Source organism: Murinocardiopsis flavida (genome assembly GCF_003014485.1).
Classification (GTDB): domain Bacteria; phylum Actinomycetota; class Actinomycetes; order Streptosporangiales; family Streptosporangiaceae; genus Murinocardiopsis; species Murinocardiopsis flavida.
In genome coordinates this window covers 131,471-147,819 of sequence record NZ_PYGA01000013.1, presented here as the reverse complement: position 1 = coordinate 147,819, position 16,349 = coordinate 131,471, and the positions used below count along the sequence as shown (strand labels likewise).

Genomic DNA, 16,349 nt, shown 5'->3' with positions numbered 1-16,349 from the left:
GGACCCCCTTGTCGCGAGACACGCTGACAGCGTTGGGGTCACACACTCAATGACCTGTGAGGTCATGGAGGCGATGATCGGCCGGGCATATCCTCCGGGTATGGATGCAGAACAGCCGTCCCGGGTGGGTGTCCTGCTGCGGGAGTGGCGGCAGCGCCGCAGGCTCAGCCAGCTCGATCTCGCCCTGCTGGCGGAGAGCTCCGCGCGGCACCTGTCCTGTGTGGAGACCGGCCGCGCACGGCCGAGCAGGGCGATGGTGCTGCGCCTGTCCGCTGTGCTGGACGTCCCCCTGCGCGAGCGCAACACCCTGTTGCTGGCGGCGGGCTTCGGCCCGGAGTACCCGGAGAGCAGCATTGACGACGCGTACATGGCGTCGGTCCGCTCCGCGCTCGACATGATGCTGACCACGCACGAGCCGTACCCCGCCGTCGTGGTCGACCGCTGCTGGAACGTGCTGACCGGCAACCGCGCCATGTCCGTTCTCATGGACGGCATACCGCCGCACCTCCTGGAGCCGCGGCCGAACGTGTTCCGGCTGACGCTGCACCCCGAGGGGCTGTCGTCACGGCTGGCGAACCTCGGCGAGGTCCGTGCCCTCTTCCTCGAACGGCTGCACCGCCAGGTCAACGCCACCGGGGACGCCGAACTGCTGGCGCTGTACGAGGAGGTCCGGCGGTACCCCATGCCCGATGTCCCCGATGTCCCCGACACCGCACCCTCGGACGCCGCATCCCCTGGCGCCGGACCCCCTGACACCGGTGCCCCGGCCGCGCGGCCGAGCCCGGTGCAGGTCCCGCTGCGGGTCCGCACACCCATGGGCGAGCTGTCGATGTTCAGCACCATGGCCACGTTCGGCGCCCCCGCCGATGTGACGCTGTCCGAGCTGGCGATCGAGCTGTTCTACCCGCTGGACGACTTCACGGCCCAGGCGCTTCGCGGGTTGGCCGGAGCGGCGGGCGACGACGCCGGGGAGTCGTCGGCTGCGACTCCGGCCCCTGTGACTCCGACCCCCGTGACACCGCCCCCCGTGACACCGCCCCCCGCGACTCCGGCCACACCGGGTTGACCTCAAGTCTTGTTCAGGTCAGAGGATGTGCGCATGGGCCCCGACAGGGCCCTCGCCACCGGGCGAAACCCCGGTGCGACCGTCGGATCCAATGGATGGACAGACCAATGGGCGAGCAGAACACGATCCTTGTCATCGGCGCGACCGGCAACGTCGGCCGGCACGTCGTCGCGCAACTGCACAGCGAGGGCACACCCGTCCGGGCGCTCGCCCGGGACCCGGATGCCGCCGCCCTCCCCGACGGGGTCGACGTCGTCCGAGGCGACCTGACCGAGCCTGAGGGGCTCGCCGCCGCACTGGACGGCGTCCACTCGGTGTTCCTCGTCTGGCCGTTCTACTCGGCCGACACCGTCGCCCCGGTCGTCGCGGCGGTCGCCGCGCACGCCCGCCGCGTCGTCTACCTCTCCGCGCACGGCGCGCAGGACGACGGGGGCGCGCACAACTCCTTCGGCGCGGTCGAGTTGGCGATCGAGGCCACCGGGCTGGAGTGGACCTTCCTGCGTCCCGTCGGGTTCGCCGCCAACGCGCTGGGCTGGGCCGCGGACATCCGCGCGGACCGCCCGGTGCGCGAACCCTACGCCGAAGCGGCCCGCTCCATGATCCACGAGCGCGACATCGCTGCCGTCGCGGTGCGCGCGCTGACCGAGGACGGGCACACCGGCGCGAAGTACCTCCTCACCGGCCCCGCGGCGCTGACCCAGACCGAGCAGGTCCGCACCATCGGCGAGGTCGTCGGCAGGGACGCGCGCCTGGAGGAGCTGCCCCGCGAGGTCGCCCGCGAGCAGATGCTCCCCGATTGGGGCGACGGCGCCATCGTGGACGGCGCCCTCGACTACTGGGCGTCCCTGGTGACCGACCCGGAGCCCGTCACCGACACCGTGCACGAGGTGACCGGGACCGCCGCGCGCTCCTTCGCCGACTGGGCCGCCGACCACGCCGCCGCGTTCCGGCCGAGCACCGCGGAGGTCGCCGAGACGTACGTCGCCGCGTTCCGGGCGCTCGACCTCGAACGGGCCATGCGCGTCATGTCACCCGAGATGGTGCGCGTCGCCCCGTTGGAGACGGGCGGGGAGCACGTGGAGGTGCGCGGCATCGAGGACATCATGGCGAACGCCGAGCGGCTCACCGGCGACTACGACATCCACAGCGTCGACGTCGACGGCCCGTACCTCGCAGCGGAGCGGTTCGCCGTCCGCTTCACCTTCGATGAGACCTACACGCCCACGGGCAAGCGCCACTCGACGACGAAGATGTCGCTGTACACGGTCGCCGACGGGTCCATCGTGCGCGAGGAGGTCCACTACTTCGATGAACCCCAGGTCGTCCAATAGCGGGGGCCTGGTGGTACCGGTGTCCGATCGTCCAGAGGCGAGGGTGTCCCAAGGCGAGGGTCCGGGGCGAGGGCGTCCGTGACCCCAGGGGAAAGGAGCCAGGCTTTCCGGCAGCCTTGCCCACGTCCGCTGGGGGCAAGGACGCTCTCGGCCTGCACCCCGGCATGAGGCCGAGGCCACAACCCACGCTTGAAGTCAACGGCGCGGACGGTGGTACCCGGCGCCCCCGGGGCGTCCCGACGCGCCCCGGGGCGTCCGGACGTGCCGCGGGTCATCCGGCGGCGATCCGCCGCGCGGCCGCGTCCCACGCCCGCGCGTCGCCCGCAGGCTCGAACCGGCGGGGGCGGTGGGCGTCGGCGACCAGGCCGCGGGCGGCCCACCGGTCGCCGACCTGGCCCGCCGCGCGGGCCTGGACCAGGAGGTTGCCGATCGCGGTGGCCTCCACCGGGCCCGCGAGGACGGGCAGGCCCAGCGCGTCGGCCGTCATCTGGCACAGCAGCGTGTTGCGCGCGCCGCCGCCCACCAGGTGGACGACGTCGACCCGGTGCCCCGACAGCCGCGCCGCGCTCCGGATGGCCGACCGGTGCGCGAGCGCGAGGCTCTCCAGGACGCAGCGCAGCAGGGCCGCGCGGGTGGCGGGGGGCCGCTGCCCGGTTTCGCGCAGGAACTCGGCGATGCGTGCGGGCATGTCGCCCGGCGGGAGGAACCGCGGATCGTCGGGATCGATCACGGCGGCGAACGGTTCGGCCCGCTCCGCCTCGGCCAGCAGCCCCGGTAGGGCCCCGGCCTCAACGCCCCACGTGCGCAGGCTCTCCTGCACCAGCCACAGGCCCATGATGTTGCGCAGGAACCGGGTGGTGCCCTCGGCGCCCAGCTCGTTGGTGAAGTTCGCCGCGCGCGCAGCCTCGGTGCGGACGGGGGCGTCGAGTTCCACCCCCGCCAGGGACCACGTCCCGCACGAGAGATAGCCGAAGTGCGCGGTCTCGGCCGGGACGCCCAGCACAGCGGAGGCGGTGTCGTGGGAGGCGACCGCCACCACCGGGACACCGTCCAGGCCGGTGGCCCGCCGCGGCTCGGCGAGGAGCGGGCCGACGGTGTCCCCCGGTTCGCGCAGGTCGGGCAGCAGCCCGCGAGGGAGCCGCACCGTCTCCGCCAGCTCCGCCGACCAGCGGCGCCCCGCGACGTCCAGGAGGCCCGTTGTCGAGGCGTTGGTGATCTCGGCACCCCGCTCCCCCGTCAGCCAGTAGCCGAGCAGGTCGGGGATGAGCAGCAGGGTGCGGGCGCCGCGCACGGCGCTGGTGCCGCGCGAGGCCGCCAGCTGGAAGATCGTGTTGAACGGCAGGTACTGGAGGCCGTTCGCCGCGTAGAGCTCGGTGGCGCCGATCTGCGCCACGACGGCGCGCGCCGCGGTGTCGGTCCGGGTGTCGCGGTAGTGGAAAGGGGCGCCGATCAGCGCGCCGTCGGCGTCCAGCAGCCCGTAGTCGACCGCCCAGGAGTCGATGCCGACGGACTCGGGCCCGTGCGCCGCCGCGGCGCTCAGGCCGCGCAGGACCTCCCGGTAGAGGCCGAGGACGTCCCAGTGGAGGCCGCTGGGCAGCCGCACCGGCTCGTTGGCGAACCGGTGCACCTCCGTCGGATCGAGCGTGCCCGGACCGACCCGCCCCACGACCACGCGTCCACTGGACGCGCCGAGATCGACCGCCGCGAAGATGCCATCAGGCCGTGTGGTCATGGGTCCTCACCTCGTCGTTTTCGAGAGGGCGCGGTCCATCGCCGGACCCACCATTGCGGTGTCCGGGATCCAGGGTTCGGTGCCCTGAGCGATGGTGGTGCCGCACGCTGCTCCGCTGCCTTTGACGTTCCGGGCGGATTTCGGCGTTGCCCTGGAGCCGAGGCGCTGCGGGCAGGTGCCGAGGCGCCGGGGGGAGGTGCCGAGAGCGCCCTTCCCCACAGCGAACCTGGGCAAGGCTGCCGGGAAGCCTGGGCAACGTTCTCTGGGGTCAAGGACGCCCTCGCCCTCGGGCGTCTGCGCCCGCTCCGCGCAGTGGCGATCCTTGGCGTCGACGGGCGGCGGCGCGCTGCGGCAGTGCGGCGGCGCGCGGCGTTCCCGGGGTCCGTGGCCGTGGGCATGGTGGGGGGCTAGCGGAGGAAGGCCGCGGGGACTCCCGCGTCGACCGGGATGTGGAGGCCCGTCGTGTGGCCAAGGTTCCCGCTGGTCAGGGCGAACACGGCGGCGGCGACGTGCTCCGGCAGGACCTCCCGTTTGAGCAGGGTCCGCTGGGCGTAGAACGCGCCGAGGTCGGCCTCCGCCACCCCGTAGACGGCGGCGCGGCGGGCGCCCCACCCGCCGGCGAAGATGCCGGAGCCGCGCACCACCCCGTCGGGGTTGACCCCGTTCACCCGCACCCCGTGCCCGCCCAACTCCGCTGCGAGGAGCCGGACCTGGTGGGCCTGGTCGGCCTTTGCCGCACCGTAGGCGATGTTGTCGGGCCCGGCGACCACGCCGTTCTTGCTGGAGATGTAGACGATGTCGCCGCCCATCCCCTGGTCGATGAGGACGCGGGCGGCCTCGCGCGCCACCAGGAAGGAGCCGCGCGCCATGACCCCGTGCTGGACGTCCCAGTCGGCGGCGCTGGTCTCCAGCAGCGGGCGCGACAGCGACAGCCCCGCGTTGTTGACCACCAGGTCGACCCCTCCGAAGGCGAGCACCGCCGCCCGCAGCGCCGCCGCGATCTGCGCCTCGTCGGTGACGTCGACGGTCACCGGCACCGCCGTGTCGGCCGTGCCGATCTCCGCCGCGACCGCTGCGGCGGACTCGGCGTCGCGGTCGGCCACCACCACGCACGCGCCCTCCGCTGCGAGGCGGCGGGCGGTGGCGCGCCCGATCCCCGACCCGCCGCCGGTGACGAACGCGACCCGGGCCGCCAGCGGCTTCGGGGCGGGCATCCGGGCGAGCTTCGCCTCCTCCAGCGCCCAGTACTCGATCCGGAACTTCTCCGCCTCCTCGATCGGGGCATAGTCGGAGACGGTCTCCGCGCCGCGCATCACGTTGACCGCGTTGGCGTAGAACTCCCCCGCGACCCGCGCCGTCTGGGCGTCCCTGCCGAAGGAGAACATGCCGACACCGGGGACCAGCACGATCGCGGGGTCGGCGCCGCGCATGGGCGGCGACCCGGGTCCGGCGTGGCGCTCGTAGTAGGCGCGGTAGTCGTCCCGGTAGGCGGCGTGCAGTTCGCGCAGCCGCGCGACCGCCTCCGCCAGGGGCGTGTGAGGGCCGGCGTCCAGGACCATGGGGCGGACCTTGGTGCGCAGGAAGTGGTCGGGGCAGGAGGTGCCCAGCGCGGCGAGGCGCGGGTGCTCGGCGCGCGCGAGGAAGTCCAGGACCTCCGCTGTGTCGGTGTAGTGCCCGATCATCGGGGTGTCCGTCGAGGCCAGGCCGCGCAGCACCGGCAGGAGCGCGGCGGCGCGGTCGTGTCGCTGCCGTTCCGGGAGCGGCGCGTGGCCGTCGACCTCCGGGCCGAAGGGGTGGCCGCCGCCCGCTGCGGCGGACTCGATGAACCGCTCGGCGCCGCGGATGATCTCCATGGCGTTCGCCTCGCACTCCTGCGAGGTCGCGCCCCACGCGGTGATGCCGTGCCCGCCGAGGATCACCCCGATGGCGTCGGGGTGCGCGTCCTTGACGGCGGCGATGTCGAGGCCGAGCCGGAACCCCGGGCGGCGCCACGGCACCCACACGACGCGGGCGCCGAAGCACTCGGCCGTCAGCCGCTCCCCGTCCGCTGCGCACGCCAGCGCGATCCCGGAATCGGGGTGCAGGTGGTCCACGTGCGCCGCGTCGACCAGCGCGTGCATGGCGGTGTCGATGGACGGCGCCGCGCCGCCCTTGCCGTGCGCGCAGTAGTCGAACGCCGCGACCATCTCGTCCTCGCGGTCGTCGCCGGGGTAGGCGTCGGGCAGCGCGCGCAGCCGGTCGAGCCGCAGGACCGCCAGTCCGTCCTCAGTGAGCGTCCCGAGGTCCCCGCCGGAGCCCTTGACCCACATCAGGTCGACCGGCCCGCCGGTCACCGGGTCGGTCGCGGCGCCCTTCGCCGAGGTGTTGCCGCCCGCGTAGTTGGTGGTGCGCGGGTCGGCGCCCAGCCGGTGCGAGCGCTCGATCAGCGCGGCCACCTGCGGGTGGGTCTCGTGCGTGGCCATTGCGGGGTCCTCTCTCGCCGGTACGGGGGCGGTGCGGTGCAGCCGTCGGTGCGGTGGGGGCGTGCGGGGGTGCGCGGGCGCTGGGGGTGCTGGGGGGTGCTGGGGGTGCGGTCAGGCGCCCCAGCCGGCCTGCTGCCCGCCGACCCGGTCCGCCGCGGCGCGCTCGGCGTAGCCGGAGCGGGCGAACGCCGCCACCGGGTCGGGGTCGAGGCCCTGCTCGGTGCGGAGTTCGGCGAGGAGGGGGCGGACGTCGGTGGCGTAGGCGTCCATCAGCACGGCGTTGGCGCCGAGGACGTCGCCGCCGCGTTGCGCCGCGTCGAGGGCGGCCGCGTCGACGAGCAGCGCCTTCGCCGTGGCCTCCTGGACGTTGAGGACCGACCGGATCTGCCCGGGGATCTTCGGTTCGATGTTGTGGCACTGGTCGAGCATGAACGCCACCCCGCTGCCCGGCCCGAACCCGCCGCCGCGCACCACCTCGTGCATGATCCGGAACAGCTGGAAGGGGTCTGCCGCGCCGACCATGAGGTCGTCGTCGGCGTAGAAGCGCGAGTTGAAGTCGAAGCCGCCGAGGCGGCCCTCCCGCAGCAGCAGGGCGACGATGAACTCGATGTTGGTGCCCGGCGCGTGGTGCCCGGTGTCGACCACGACCTGCGCCCTGTCGCCGAGCTTCAGGCAGTGAGCGTAGGCGGTGCCCCAGTCGGGCACGTCGGTGGTGTAGAACGCGGGCTCGAACAACTTGTACTCCAGGAGGATGCGCTGGTCGCCGCCGAGCCGGGCGTAGACCTCCCGCAGCGCTTCGGCGAGCCGGTCCTGGCGTGCGCGCACGTCGTCCTGGCCGGGGTAGTTGGTGCCGTCGGCGAACCACAGCTTGAGGTTCGCCGAGCCGACCGCGTCCATGACGTCCACGCACTCCAGCAGGTGGTCGATCGCCTTGCGGCGGATCCCAGGGTCGGGGTTGGCGACGCTGCCGAGGCGGAAGTCGTCGTCCTGGAACACGTTGGCATTGACCGTCCCGATGGCGACCCCGAGCGCGCGGGCGTGCGCGGCGAGCGCGGCGTAGTCGTCCACCCGGTCCCACGGGATGTGCAGGGCGACGCTCGGCGCGACCCCGGTGTAGGCGTGCACCTGCGCGGCGTCGGCGATCTTCTCCTCGGCGCTGCGCGGCACCCCCGGCTGCGCGAACACCTTGAACCGGGTGCCGCTGTTGCCGAACGCCCAGGAGGGCAGCTCGATGGACTGGGTGCGCAGTGCGGCCTTGACGTCGGGGACGGCGGTCATGGCGGTCACCTGCTTTCTGGTCGGCTCGTCGGCGATCACAACGTTTCAATTCCGCGCCGGGCGCGTATGGCCGGGTGCGGCCGCTCGATCCGGGTGGGGGATCCTCGGCCGGCGGCGGCGTGCGCGCGTCCGCCCATGGGGCGCCGGCGGTCCGGTGGACCGGGCCGCCGGCGCGGTTCGGGCGGGCCGGGTCAGAAGTCGTACTCGTCGATGTTCTTGGCGTCGAAGACGGTGGGCGGGCCGAGCACGACCTCGCCCTCCGCGCCGACCTCGTAGTCGCCGAGGCGCCCCGCCGTGAACTCCTCGCCCTCCGCACCGGTGATGCGCCCCGCTTGCAGGGACGCGCCGACGTGCGCGGCGAGGTAGCTGAGGTCCTTGGGGTCCCACAGGGCGAACGACTCGACGGTGCCGTTGTCGACGTACTCGCGCATCTGGTTGGGGGTGCCGAGCCCGGTGAGCTTCACGTCGCCCTTGTACTCGGAATCGCTGAGGTAGCGGGCCGCCGCGGCGACGCCCACGGTCGTGGGCGAGACCACGCCCTTGAGGTCGGGGTGGGACTGGAGCAGCCCCTGCATCTCCTGGAAGGACTTCTGGTCGTCGTCGTTGCCGTAGACGGTGTCGACCACCTCGATGTCCTTGTACTCGTCCTTCTCCAGCTCCTTCTCCATCAGCTCCAGCCAGGTGTTCTGGTTGGTGGCGTTGGGGGTGGCCGAGAGGAACGCGATCTCGCCCTTGCCGCCGATCTGGTCGGCGATCAGCTTGATCTGGGTCTCCGCGATGCCCTTCGCGGACGCCTGGTTGATGAAGATGTCGCGGCACTCGGGGTCGGCGTCGGAGTCGTAGGTGACGATCTTCGCGCCGGCCTGCTGGGCCTGGCCCAGCGCCGAGCACACCGCGTTGGGGTCGTTCGCGGCGATCACGATGACGTCGGAACCCTGCTGGCTCAGCGTGTTGATGTAGCTGACCTGGGACGACGCGGTGGCCTCCGAGGGGCCGACCTCCTTGTACTCGCCCTTGAGCTCTTCGACGGCCTCCTCCCCGCCGGAGTTGGCGTAGGTGAAGTACGGGTTGTTGAGCTGCTTGGGCAGGTAGCTGATCTTCAGGCCCTCGGGGATCTTCGCGTCGGGGTCGGCCTTCCCGCCGCCCTTCTGCTCCCCGGCGCCGTCGGCGTCGCCCCTGGTGGTGCCGCCGCAGGCGGTGCCGAGCAGCAGCAGGCCCGCTGCGGCGCCCGCGGCGAGGCCGCGACCCAGTCGAGAACGGAACATCATGACTCCTCTGTGCGGAGGGGACGATCGGGGGTCCGGGGCCGCGCGGGCGGCACGCCGGATCGTGGGCGGCGTTCGCGCAGGCGCGCCACCAGGTTGGGGGCGACCACGGACGCCACCAGCAGCAGCCCGGTGACGATGTTGAGGGTGTCGGAGGAGACGTCGGCGAGCTGGAGTGCGTTGCGGATGGCGCCGAGCAGCAGCACGCCGCCGATGACACCGGGGAGCGCGCCCCGCCCGCCGAAGATGGAGACGCCGCCGAGGAGGACCGCGGCGATCACCGACAGCTCCAGTCCGTTGGCGTTGTCGGCGCGGGCGCTGCCGTACTGGAGGGTCCAGAACACCCCGGCGAGCGCCGCGCCCGCCCCGGTGGCGACGAACAGCCACAGCCGGGTCCAGCGGACCGGGATGCCGGAGAACCGCGCCGCCTCGTCGTTGCTGCCGATGGCGTACAGCGAGCGCCCGACGGGGGTCGCGTGCAGCAGCACCCCCACCGCCAGTGCGAGGACCATGATGAGGACGGCGACCTGGGGGACGTCGGTGCCGGGCAGGCGGCCGACCGCCGCGGCGGTCCAGGCCGGCGGGAAGTCGGCGACGGCGGTGTCGCCCAGGACCACGTAGGCGAGCCCCCGGTACAGCGCCATGGTGCCGATGGTCACCGCCAGCGACGGCAGCCCCGCGACCGTGACCAGCAGGCCGTTGACGGCGCCGAGGACCGCGCCGAGCACCAGGCACAGCGGGACGATGGTCTCCAGCGGGAGCCCCGCCACCCACAGGTGGCCCATGACGGCGCTGGTCAGGCCGAGTGTGCTGGCGACGGACAGGTCGATCTCGCCGGTGATGACGACCAGCGTCATGGGCAGCGCGATGATCGCGATGGCGGCGACGTCGAGGATCAGGAACCCGGCGTTGCGCCCGGTGGCGAACCCTTCCACCAGGAAGGACGCCGCCAGGACCGTCAGGAGGAGGGCGCCGAGCACGCCCGACTCGCGTCCCGCGAGGATGCGCCGCACGGCCCTGCCCCGCGGCGGCGGTGCCGCCGTCGCCGCCGCGTCCCGCTCGGTGACCTCAGGTGCCATCGGGTCCGCCTCCTCGGAGCCTGCGGGCGGCGCGCACCGCCAGAATCCGGTCCATGCCGATCGCCACGAGGATCAGCAGCCCCACGACGGCCTGCTGCCAGAAGCCGCTGACCCGCAGCACCGGCAGCGCCGACCCGATCGTGGTGAGCAGCACCGCGCCGAGAGCGGCCCCGTAGACGGTGCCGCTGCCGCCGAAGATCGCCACCCCGCCGACCACGGCCGCCGCGACGACCTGGAGTTCCAGCCCGGTGCCGACGGTGGCGTCGAGGGTGCCGAAGCGCGCGGCGTACAGCACCCCGGCGAGGCCGGCCAGCGCCCCGTTCACGACGAACGCGGCGAAGATCCTGCGGTCGACCGGGATGCCGGACAGCCGCGCCGCGTGCGGCTCGGAGCCGATGGCGTACAGCTCCCGCCCGCTGCGGTACGACGCCAGGTACCACCCGGCGGCGAGGACGACCGCCAGCGCGACCAGCGCGGGGACCGGGACGCCGAGCACAGCGGTGCGGCCGAGCCCGAGGAAGGACGCCGGCATGTCGGCCGCGTTGATCTGGGTGCCGGCCGCCCACCAGTAGTCGACGCCACGGAACGCGTAGAGGGTGCCGAGGGTGACGACCAGGGCCGGGACCCGGGCGACGGCGACCAGCGCCCCGTTGACCGCCCCGCACACCGCGCCGAGGGCGACCCCCGCGAGCACCGCGACGGCGACCGGGAGGCCGGGGAACGCGGCGAACAGGGTGCCGGTGGCGAACGCCGCCAGCCCGAGCACCGAGCCCACGGACAGGTCGACGCTGCGGGTGACGATCACGAGGGTCTGGCCGACAGCGAGGATGGTCAGCAGTGTGGCGCTGAGCAGCAGGTCGCGGATGCTCTGCCCGGACAGGAACCCCGGGTTGGCGACCGCCGTCGCGGCGACGATCAGCGCCAGCGCGAGGAGGATGCCGAGCTCGCGGACCTGGCGCAGCCGCCGCGCCCCGCGGACGTCGCCGCCGCCGTGCTCGGCGACCGGCGCGCTTGCCCCGGTGCCCGATCCGGCGCTCACCGGGCCGCCTCAGGTGGCGGCCCGCCCGGCGCGGTGCCGCCGGCGTGCTGCCCGGTCGCGGCGAACATGACGGCCTCCTCGGTGGCGTCGTCGCGGTGGAGTTCGGCGGTGATGCGGCCCTCGTGCATCACGAGCACCCGATCGGCCATGCCGAGCACCTCCGGGAGTTCACTGGAGACCATGAGGACGGCGATGCCCTGCCCCGCGAGCTCCGACAGCAGGCGGTGCACCTCGGCCTTTGTCCCGACGTCGATGCCGCGGGTGGGTTCGTCGACGATGAGCACGGCGGGTTCGCCCGCGAGCCACTTGGCGAGCACCACCTTCTGCTGGTTACCGCCCGACAGGGTGGCGACCGGCGCGGCGGTGTCGCCCGCCTTGACCCGCAGGCGGCCGAGCCACCCGGCGGCGGCCGACGCCTCGGCGCCGCGGCGCAGCAGGCCGAACCGGCTCAGCGCCCAACGGCGGGTCAGGGTGGCGTTGCGCTCGACGGACAGCTCCATCACCAGGCCCTGCTGGCGGCGGTCCTCGGGGACGAGTCCCACACCGGCCGCCATGGCGGCGGCCGGCCGGTTCGGGGGCAGCGGGCGCCCGTTGACCGCGACGGTGCCGCTGTCGTAGCGGTCGATGCCGAACACCGCCCGCACGACCTCGCTGCGCCCGGCGCCGACCAGCCCGGCCAGCGCCACGACCTCCCCGGCCCGGACCGTGAAGCCGACCCCGCTGAACACGCCGCGGCGGCCCAGCTCTTCGACCTCCAGCACCGGCGCGCCCGGGGCGGGCGTCCTCTCGGGGTACAGGGTCGCGATGTCGCGGCCGACCATCTGGCGCACGACGGCGTCGACGGTGAGGTCGGCCGCCCGCCCGGTGCCGACATGCCCGCCGTCGCGCATGACCGTGATGCGGTCGCACAGCGCGAACACCTCGTCGAAGCGGTGCGAGATGAACAGGATCGCGGCGCCGTTGCCGCGCAGCGCGCGGGCCACGGCGAACAGCCGGCGCACCTCCACGCCGGACAGTGCCGCGGTGGGCTCGTCCATGACCAGCACGCGCGCGTCGAACGACAGCGCCTTGGCGATCTCGACGAGCTGCTGGTCGGCGATCGACAGGCCGCGTGCGGGCCGGTCGGGGTCGATGCGCACCCCGAGGCGGGCGAACAGCTCGGCGGTAGCGGTGCGCATGGCGCGCCGGTCGATGCGGCGGCCGCCCCGCAGCGGCTGGCGGCCCATGAAGATGTTCTCCGCGACCGAGAGGTCGGGGAAGAGGGTGGGCTCCTGGTAGATGACCGCGACACCGGCCCGCTGGGCTGCGGCGGGACCGGAGAGGGCGACGGGGGCGCCGTCGATCTCGATGTGCCCGGCATCGGGCTGGTGGACCCCTGCGAGGAGCGCGACCAGGGTGGACTTTCCCGCGCCGTTCTCGCCGCACAGCCCGTGGATCTCGCCCGCGCGGAGGTCGAGGGACACCCCGCGCAGCGCGCGGACCATGCCGAAGGACTTCGCCGCGTCGACCAGGGCGAGCGGGGGCGGGTCCGGCGGGGGGTGCGGGGCCACGGCGTCCTCCTCTGGCCTTGTCGTGGTTCGTCCGGTTGGCCTTGTCATGGTTCGTCCGGCCATGGCTGGTCTCGTCCGGGCCGGGTCGCAATCGCGGGCGGCGACGAAGCGCATAAAACGTTTTTATTAGACCGTGAATGTAAGCTGGGCCACACGAACGCGTCAAGGGGGCCTACAGCACCGGATCCGAGGCGCGATCGTCCGCCCCGATCGCCCCAGTGGGCGGGGTTCGACTCCACCGCACACCGGACGAACGGCCACATCCGGACCATCCGTTGACACGTTCAAATCGCCCTGTGACCATGAGCCTCGCCGCCGCTGTCGGCCCGGCCGACCACCACATACCGGAGTCCATGACGTGACCTCATCCGAAGACGTCCGACGTGCCGTCGGCATCAACGACGTGGCAGCCCGCGCGGGGGTCTCCCCCGGAACGGTCTCCAACGTGTTGAACCGGCCCGAGCGCGTCGCCGAGGCAACGCGGCTCCGGGTGGAACAGGTCATCGACGAACTCGACTACGTCCGCAACTCATCGGGGCGCAGCCTGCGGTCCGGCCGGACCGACTCCATCGGGCTGCTGGTCCTGGACGTCACCAACCCGTTCTTCACCAAGGTCTCCGAAGGCGTCGAGGACGAGGCCGCAGGGGCCGGCTACCCCGTCGTCCTGCTCAACTCCGCGGAGAATCCCCAGCGGCAGCGGCGCTCACTGCGCCTCCTCGCCGAGCAGCGCGCGGCGGGCGCGGTGATCATGCCGGTCGACAACGACCTGTCCGACCTGCTGTGGCTGCGCGAGCGCGGCATCCCGTGGGTGCTGCTCGACCGCGGCGACGTGTCCGCCGACCTCGGATGCAGCGTGTGCGTCGACAACCACGAGGGCGGGCTCGCCGCCGGGCGGCACCTCGTCAGCCTCGGGCACGAGCGGATCACCTTCCTCAGCGGCACCCTGTCCCTGGAGCAGTGCCGGACCCGCCTCAACGGGCTGCGCACGGCCCTCGACGAGGCCGGGATCGACCCCGACGACGCGGTCCGGCTGGTCGAGACCGGCAAGCTGAACGCGGCGAACGGCGAGCAGGCCGTCGAGGAGGTCCTCGGGGGCGGGCCCAAACGCCGCCCGCAGGCGGTGTTCTGCGCCAACGACCAACTCGCGCTCGGCCTGCTCAAAGGGCTCGGCGAGCGCGGGCTGCACGCACCGGGCGACATCTCCGTCGTCGGCTACGACGATGTCGACTTCGCGGCGCTCGTCCACCCGGGCCTCACGACCGTCGGCCAGCCGAAGTACGAGCTGGGCCGCGCGGCGATGCGGCTCCTGCTGTCCGAGCTCAACGACCCCGGCCACCGGCACGAGCGCATGCTCTTCGCCCCCGAACTCGTCGTCCGCGGCTCCACGGCCCCCTACCGCACCTGACCCCAGGGGAAGGCGCCCCGCATCACAAGCCCCAGGACGCCCCGGGGCGCGTGTCCGCCGGTTGGGTGGTTCCTGGCTTTGGGCGGGATGTTTCCGCAGGCTGGATGCGGTGAGTTGGACACAGGGAGGCGGCGGTCCGCTCCGCGTCGGTGTGCTCGCACAACGGGTTCGGGGCGCGGCCGCGCCTGCCGACGCACGGCCGTCCAGCGCGAAGGAGTGGAACCCATGACCGACCCCGCACCCGCGAGACTGCGCGCCTTCGCCTCACCGAGCCGCTACGTGCAGGGCCGCAACGCGCTCAGCTCGCTGGGCGAGCACGTCGCCCGGCTGGGATCGCGCCCGCTGATCCTCTCCGACGACGTCGTCCGGGACCTGACCGAGGACACCATCGGCACCTCCTTCAAGGAGGCCGACCTGCCTGTGGTGTTCGAGCGCTTCGGCGGGGTGCCCACCGCTGCCGAGGCCGAACGGGTCGCCGGGGTGATCCGCGACGACAAGCACGACGTCGTCATCGGCCTCGGCGGCGGCACCGCCATCGACACGGCGAAGGCCGCGGGCGACACCGCCGGCATCTCGTGGGTCAGTGCCGCGACGGTCGCCTCCACCGACGCTCCGACCTCGGCACTGTCGGTGATCTACACCGACGCGGGTGCGTTCGAGTCCTACCGGTTCTACTCCCGCAACCCCGATCTGGTCCTGGTCGACACCCAGCTCGTCGCGGAGGCACCGGTCCGGTTCCTCGCCTCCGGTGTGGGGGACGCCCTCGCGACGTGGATCGAGGCGCGCGCGGTCCAGCGCTCCGGCGCCTCGACCATGATCGGCGGCATCCAGACCCGGTCGAGCGTCGCGCTGGCGCGGTTGTCCTGGGACATCCTGTGGGTGTCGGCCCTGCCCGCGCTGGAGGCCGTGCGCGCCGACCTGGTGACCCCCGATGTCGAGGCGGTGGTCGAGGCGAACACGCTCCTGTCGGGACTGGGATTCGAGTCGGCGGGGCTCGCCGCCGCGCACGCGATCCACGACGGACTGACCGCCGTCGACCAGACCCACCACCTCGCCCACGGGGAGAAGGTCAACATCGGGTCGCTGACCCAGCTGGTCCTCGAAGGCGCGCCGGAGCGGGAGATCGACAAGTTCGCCGAGTTCACCGCGCGGGTCGGCCTGCCGACCACCCTGACCGAGGCGGGACTCGGCGACGCGGACGACGCGGTGCTGGACCGGATCGTCGCGGCGGCAACGGTGCCCGAGGAGACCATCCACAACCTGCCGTTCGACTTCTCCGACCGCGACGTGCGCGACGCGCTGCGCGCACTGGAGTCGATCGGCCGCCGCGCACGCGAAAGCGCAAACCTGGACCCGCCCCAGGCCCCGGACCCGTACTAGGAACGGGTCGCGTTCGGCCGGGTCGAGTTGGGGGTTTCCGGGGTCCGAATCCGCGCCCCTCTGCCGGGAATCGCGCCGTCAGAAGGGATATAAACCGCCAATCACTCTCCGCGGGTGGAGCTCTGCGCTGGTAGCCGTGCTTTTCGCTGCGCAGGGACGCGGGTAGGCGCGGGCGGCCCCGAGGGGGCCCGTCGTCGATCGCGCACCCCGGCCCACCACCGACCGTCGCCTGCCCCGGCCCCCGCGCACCCCCGACCGATGCAACCGGAGCTCGAACCTTCGCCGCCTTCGGTGCTGCTTGTTGCCACAGGTCACCTGCACGCGGAGCGGGCGCAGGCGTCCGGGAGCGAGGGCATCCGGGGGCGAGAGCGTCCTTGCCCCCCGCGGACGTGGGCAAGGCTGCCGGGAAGCCTGCGCACGCCCCTACTGCGCCGCTTCGCGATTGTCGCGCAGCGAGGGCCCGCGACGGCAGCCCACCCCCTCCCCTCAGGTCGCCATGGGCGTGGCACCACCGCCTCTTTCGGCCGCGGGCGGTGGTCATGTTCGCCGGGTGGTCATGGGGCGAGGGCGACGGTGGGGGCAGGGGCGGGGTTGGTGGGGTGCGTTCGGGGTCACTGCTTGGTGCGCCCGGCACTCCTTGCCTGAATCCGACATTCCCGCCTATCATGGTCGGCAATGCGTAGCCCTACTCGCTTCTTGCGCATGGTTCTCATCTCCATGTCGCTCACCAGCACCGACGACGCTCTGTGTCGCCGTCGGTCC

Annotated in this window: 11 protein-coding genes; 4 read left to right on the top strand and 7 right to left on the bottom strand. The window is 73.3% G+C overall.

What is annotated here, in order from left to right:
• Positions 1–100 precede the first annotated feature (100 nt).
• A complete protein-coding gene (locus CLV63_RS18620) occupies positions 101–1,066 on the top strand; it encodes a helix-turn-helix domain-containing protein (RefSeq protein WP_106584413.1) in 966 nt (321 codons plus the stop codon).
• A 95-nt stretch (positions 1,067–1,161) separates the two neighbouring features.
• On the top strand, positions 1,162–2,397 hold the full coding sequence (locus CLV63_RS18615; protein WP_146165601.1) for an NmrA family NAD(P)-binding protein: 1,236 nt from the start codon (positions 1,162–1,164) through the stop codon (positions 2,395–2,397).
• 271 nt (positions 2,398–2,668) lie between these two features.
• Here CLV63_RS18615 and CLV63_RS18610 read toward each other — a convergent pair whose 3' ends face one another.
• The 7 genes from CLV63_RS18610 to CLV63_RS18580 form a co-directional block, all read right to left on the bottom strand.
• Positions 2,669–4,129 carry a rhamnulokinase gene (locus tag CLV63_RS18610; protein ID WP_106584411.1) on the bottom strand — a complete coding sequence of 487 codons (1,461 nt, stop codon included), beginning with the start codon at positions 4,127–4,129 and terminating at the stop codon, positions 2,669–2,671.
• A 407-nt stretch (positions 4,130–4,536) separates the two neighbouring features.
• Positions 4,537–6,591, bottom strand: coding sequence for a bifunctional aldolase/short-chain dehydrogenase (locus CLV63_RS18605; RefSeq protein WP_106584410.1), 2,055 nt, complete (start codon positions 6,589–6,591; stop codon positions 4,537–4,539).
• Positions 6,592–6,702: 111 nt separating this feature from the next.
• Positions 6,703–7,869: an L-rhamnose isomerase gene (gene rhaI, locus CLV63_RS18600; protein WP_106584513.1), complete on the bottom strand. Its 1,167-nt coding sequence runs from the start codon at positions 7,867–7,869 to the stop codon at positions 6,703–6,705.
• Between the two features lie 191 nt (positions 7,870–8,060).
• Positions 8,061–9,137 (bottom strand): rhamnose ABC transporter substrate-binding protein, encoded by a 1,077-nt coding sequence (gene rhaS / locus CLV63_RS18595; RefSeq protein WP_211301368.1) that lies wholly within the window; start codon positions 9,135–9,137, stop codon positions 8,061–8,063.
• Positions 9,134–10,213, bottom strand: coding sequence for an ABC transporter permease (locus tag CLV63_RS18590; RefSeq protein WP_106584408.1), 1,080 nt, complete (start codon positions 10,211–10,213; stop codon positions 9,134–9,136). Before CLV63_RS18590 ends, rhaS begins: the two co-directional genes overlap by 4 nt.
• Positions 10,203–11,252: an ABC transporter permease gene (locus CLV63_RS18585; RefSeq protein WP_106584407.1), complete on the bottom strand. Its 1,050-nt coding sequence runs from the start codon at positions 11,250–11,252 to the stop codon at positions 10,203–10,205. Before CLV63_RS18585 ends, CLV63_RS18590 begins: the two co-directional genes overlap by 11 nt.
• A complete protein-coding gene (locus tag CLV63_RS18580) occupies positions 11,249–12,736 on the bottom strand; it encodes a sugar ABC transporter ATP-binding protein (protein ID WP_245928903.1) in 1,488 nt (495 codons plus the stop codon). Before CLV63_RS18580 ends, CLV63_RS18585 begins: the two co-directional genes overlap by 4 nt.
• A gap of 424 nt (positions 12,737–13,160) precedes the next feature.
• Between CLV63_RS18580 and CLV63_RS18575 the strand changes: the two genes are divergently transcribed.
• A complete protein-coding gene (locus CLV63_RS18575) occupies positions 13,161–14,207 on the top strand; it encodes a LacI family DNA-binding transcriptional regulator (protein WP_245928897.1) in 1,047 nt (348 codons plus the stop codon).
• A 225-nt stretch (positions 14,208–14,432) separates the two neighbouring features.
• Positions 14,433–15,587, top strand: coding sequence for a glycerol dehydrogenase (locus tag CLV63_RS18570; protein WP_106584406.1), 1,155 nt, complete (start codon positions 14,433–14,435; stop codon positions 15,585–15,587).
• The last annotated feature ends 762 nt before the right edge of the window (positions 15,588–16,349 follow it).

Excerpts from the sequence above, each read along its gene's own strand:
- CLV63_RS18615 (WP_146165601.1), top strand. The coding sequence starts at position 1,162 with ATGGACAGACCAATGGGCGAGCAGAACACGATCCTTGTCATCGGCGCG.
- CLV63_RS18570 (WP_106584406.1), top strand. The coding sequence starts at position 14,433 with ATGACCGACCCCGCACCCGCGAGACTGCGCGCCTTCGCCTCACCGAGC.
- CLV63_RS18605 (WP_106584410.1), bottom strand. The coding sequence starts at position 6,591 with ATGGCCACGCACGAGACCCACCCGCAGGTGGCCGCGCTGATCGAGCGC.
- CLV63_RS18580 (WP_245928903.1), bottom strand. The coding sequence starts at position 12,736 with ATGGTCCGCGCGCTGCGCGGGGTGTCCCTCGACCTCCGCGCGGGCGAG.
- CLV63_RS18590 (WP_106584408.1), bottom strand. The coding sequence starts at position 10,213 with ATGGCACCTGAGGTCACCGAGCGGGACGCGGCGGCGACGGCGGCACCG.
- CLV63_RS18610 (WP_106584411.1), bottom strand. The coding sequence starts at position 4,129 with ATGACCACACGGCCTGATGGCATCTTCGCGGCGGTCGATCTCGGCGCG.
- rhaI (WP_106584513.1), bottom strand. The coding sequence starts at position 7,869 with ATGACCGCCGTCCCCGACGTCAAGGCCGCACTGCGCACCCAGTCCATC.
- CLV63_RS18620 (WP_106584413.1), top strand. The coding sequence starts at position 101 with ATGGATGCAGAACAGCCGTCCCGGGTGGGTGTCCTGCTGCGGGAGTGG.
- rhaS (WP_211301368.1), bottom strand. The coding sequence starts at position 9,137 with ATGATGTTCCGTTCTCGACTGGGTCGCGGCCTCGCCGCGGGCGCCGCA.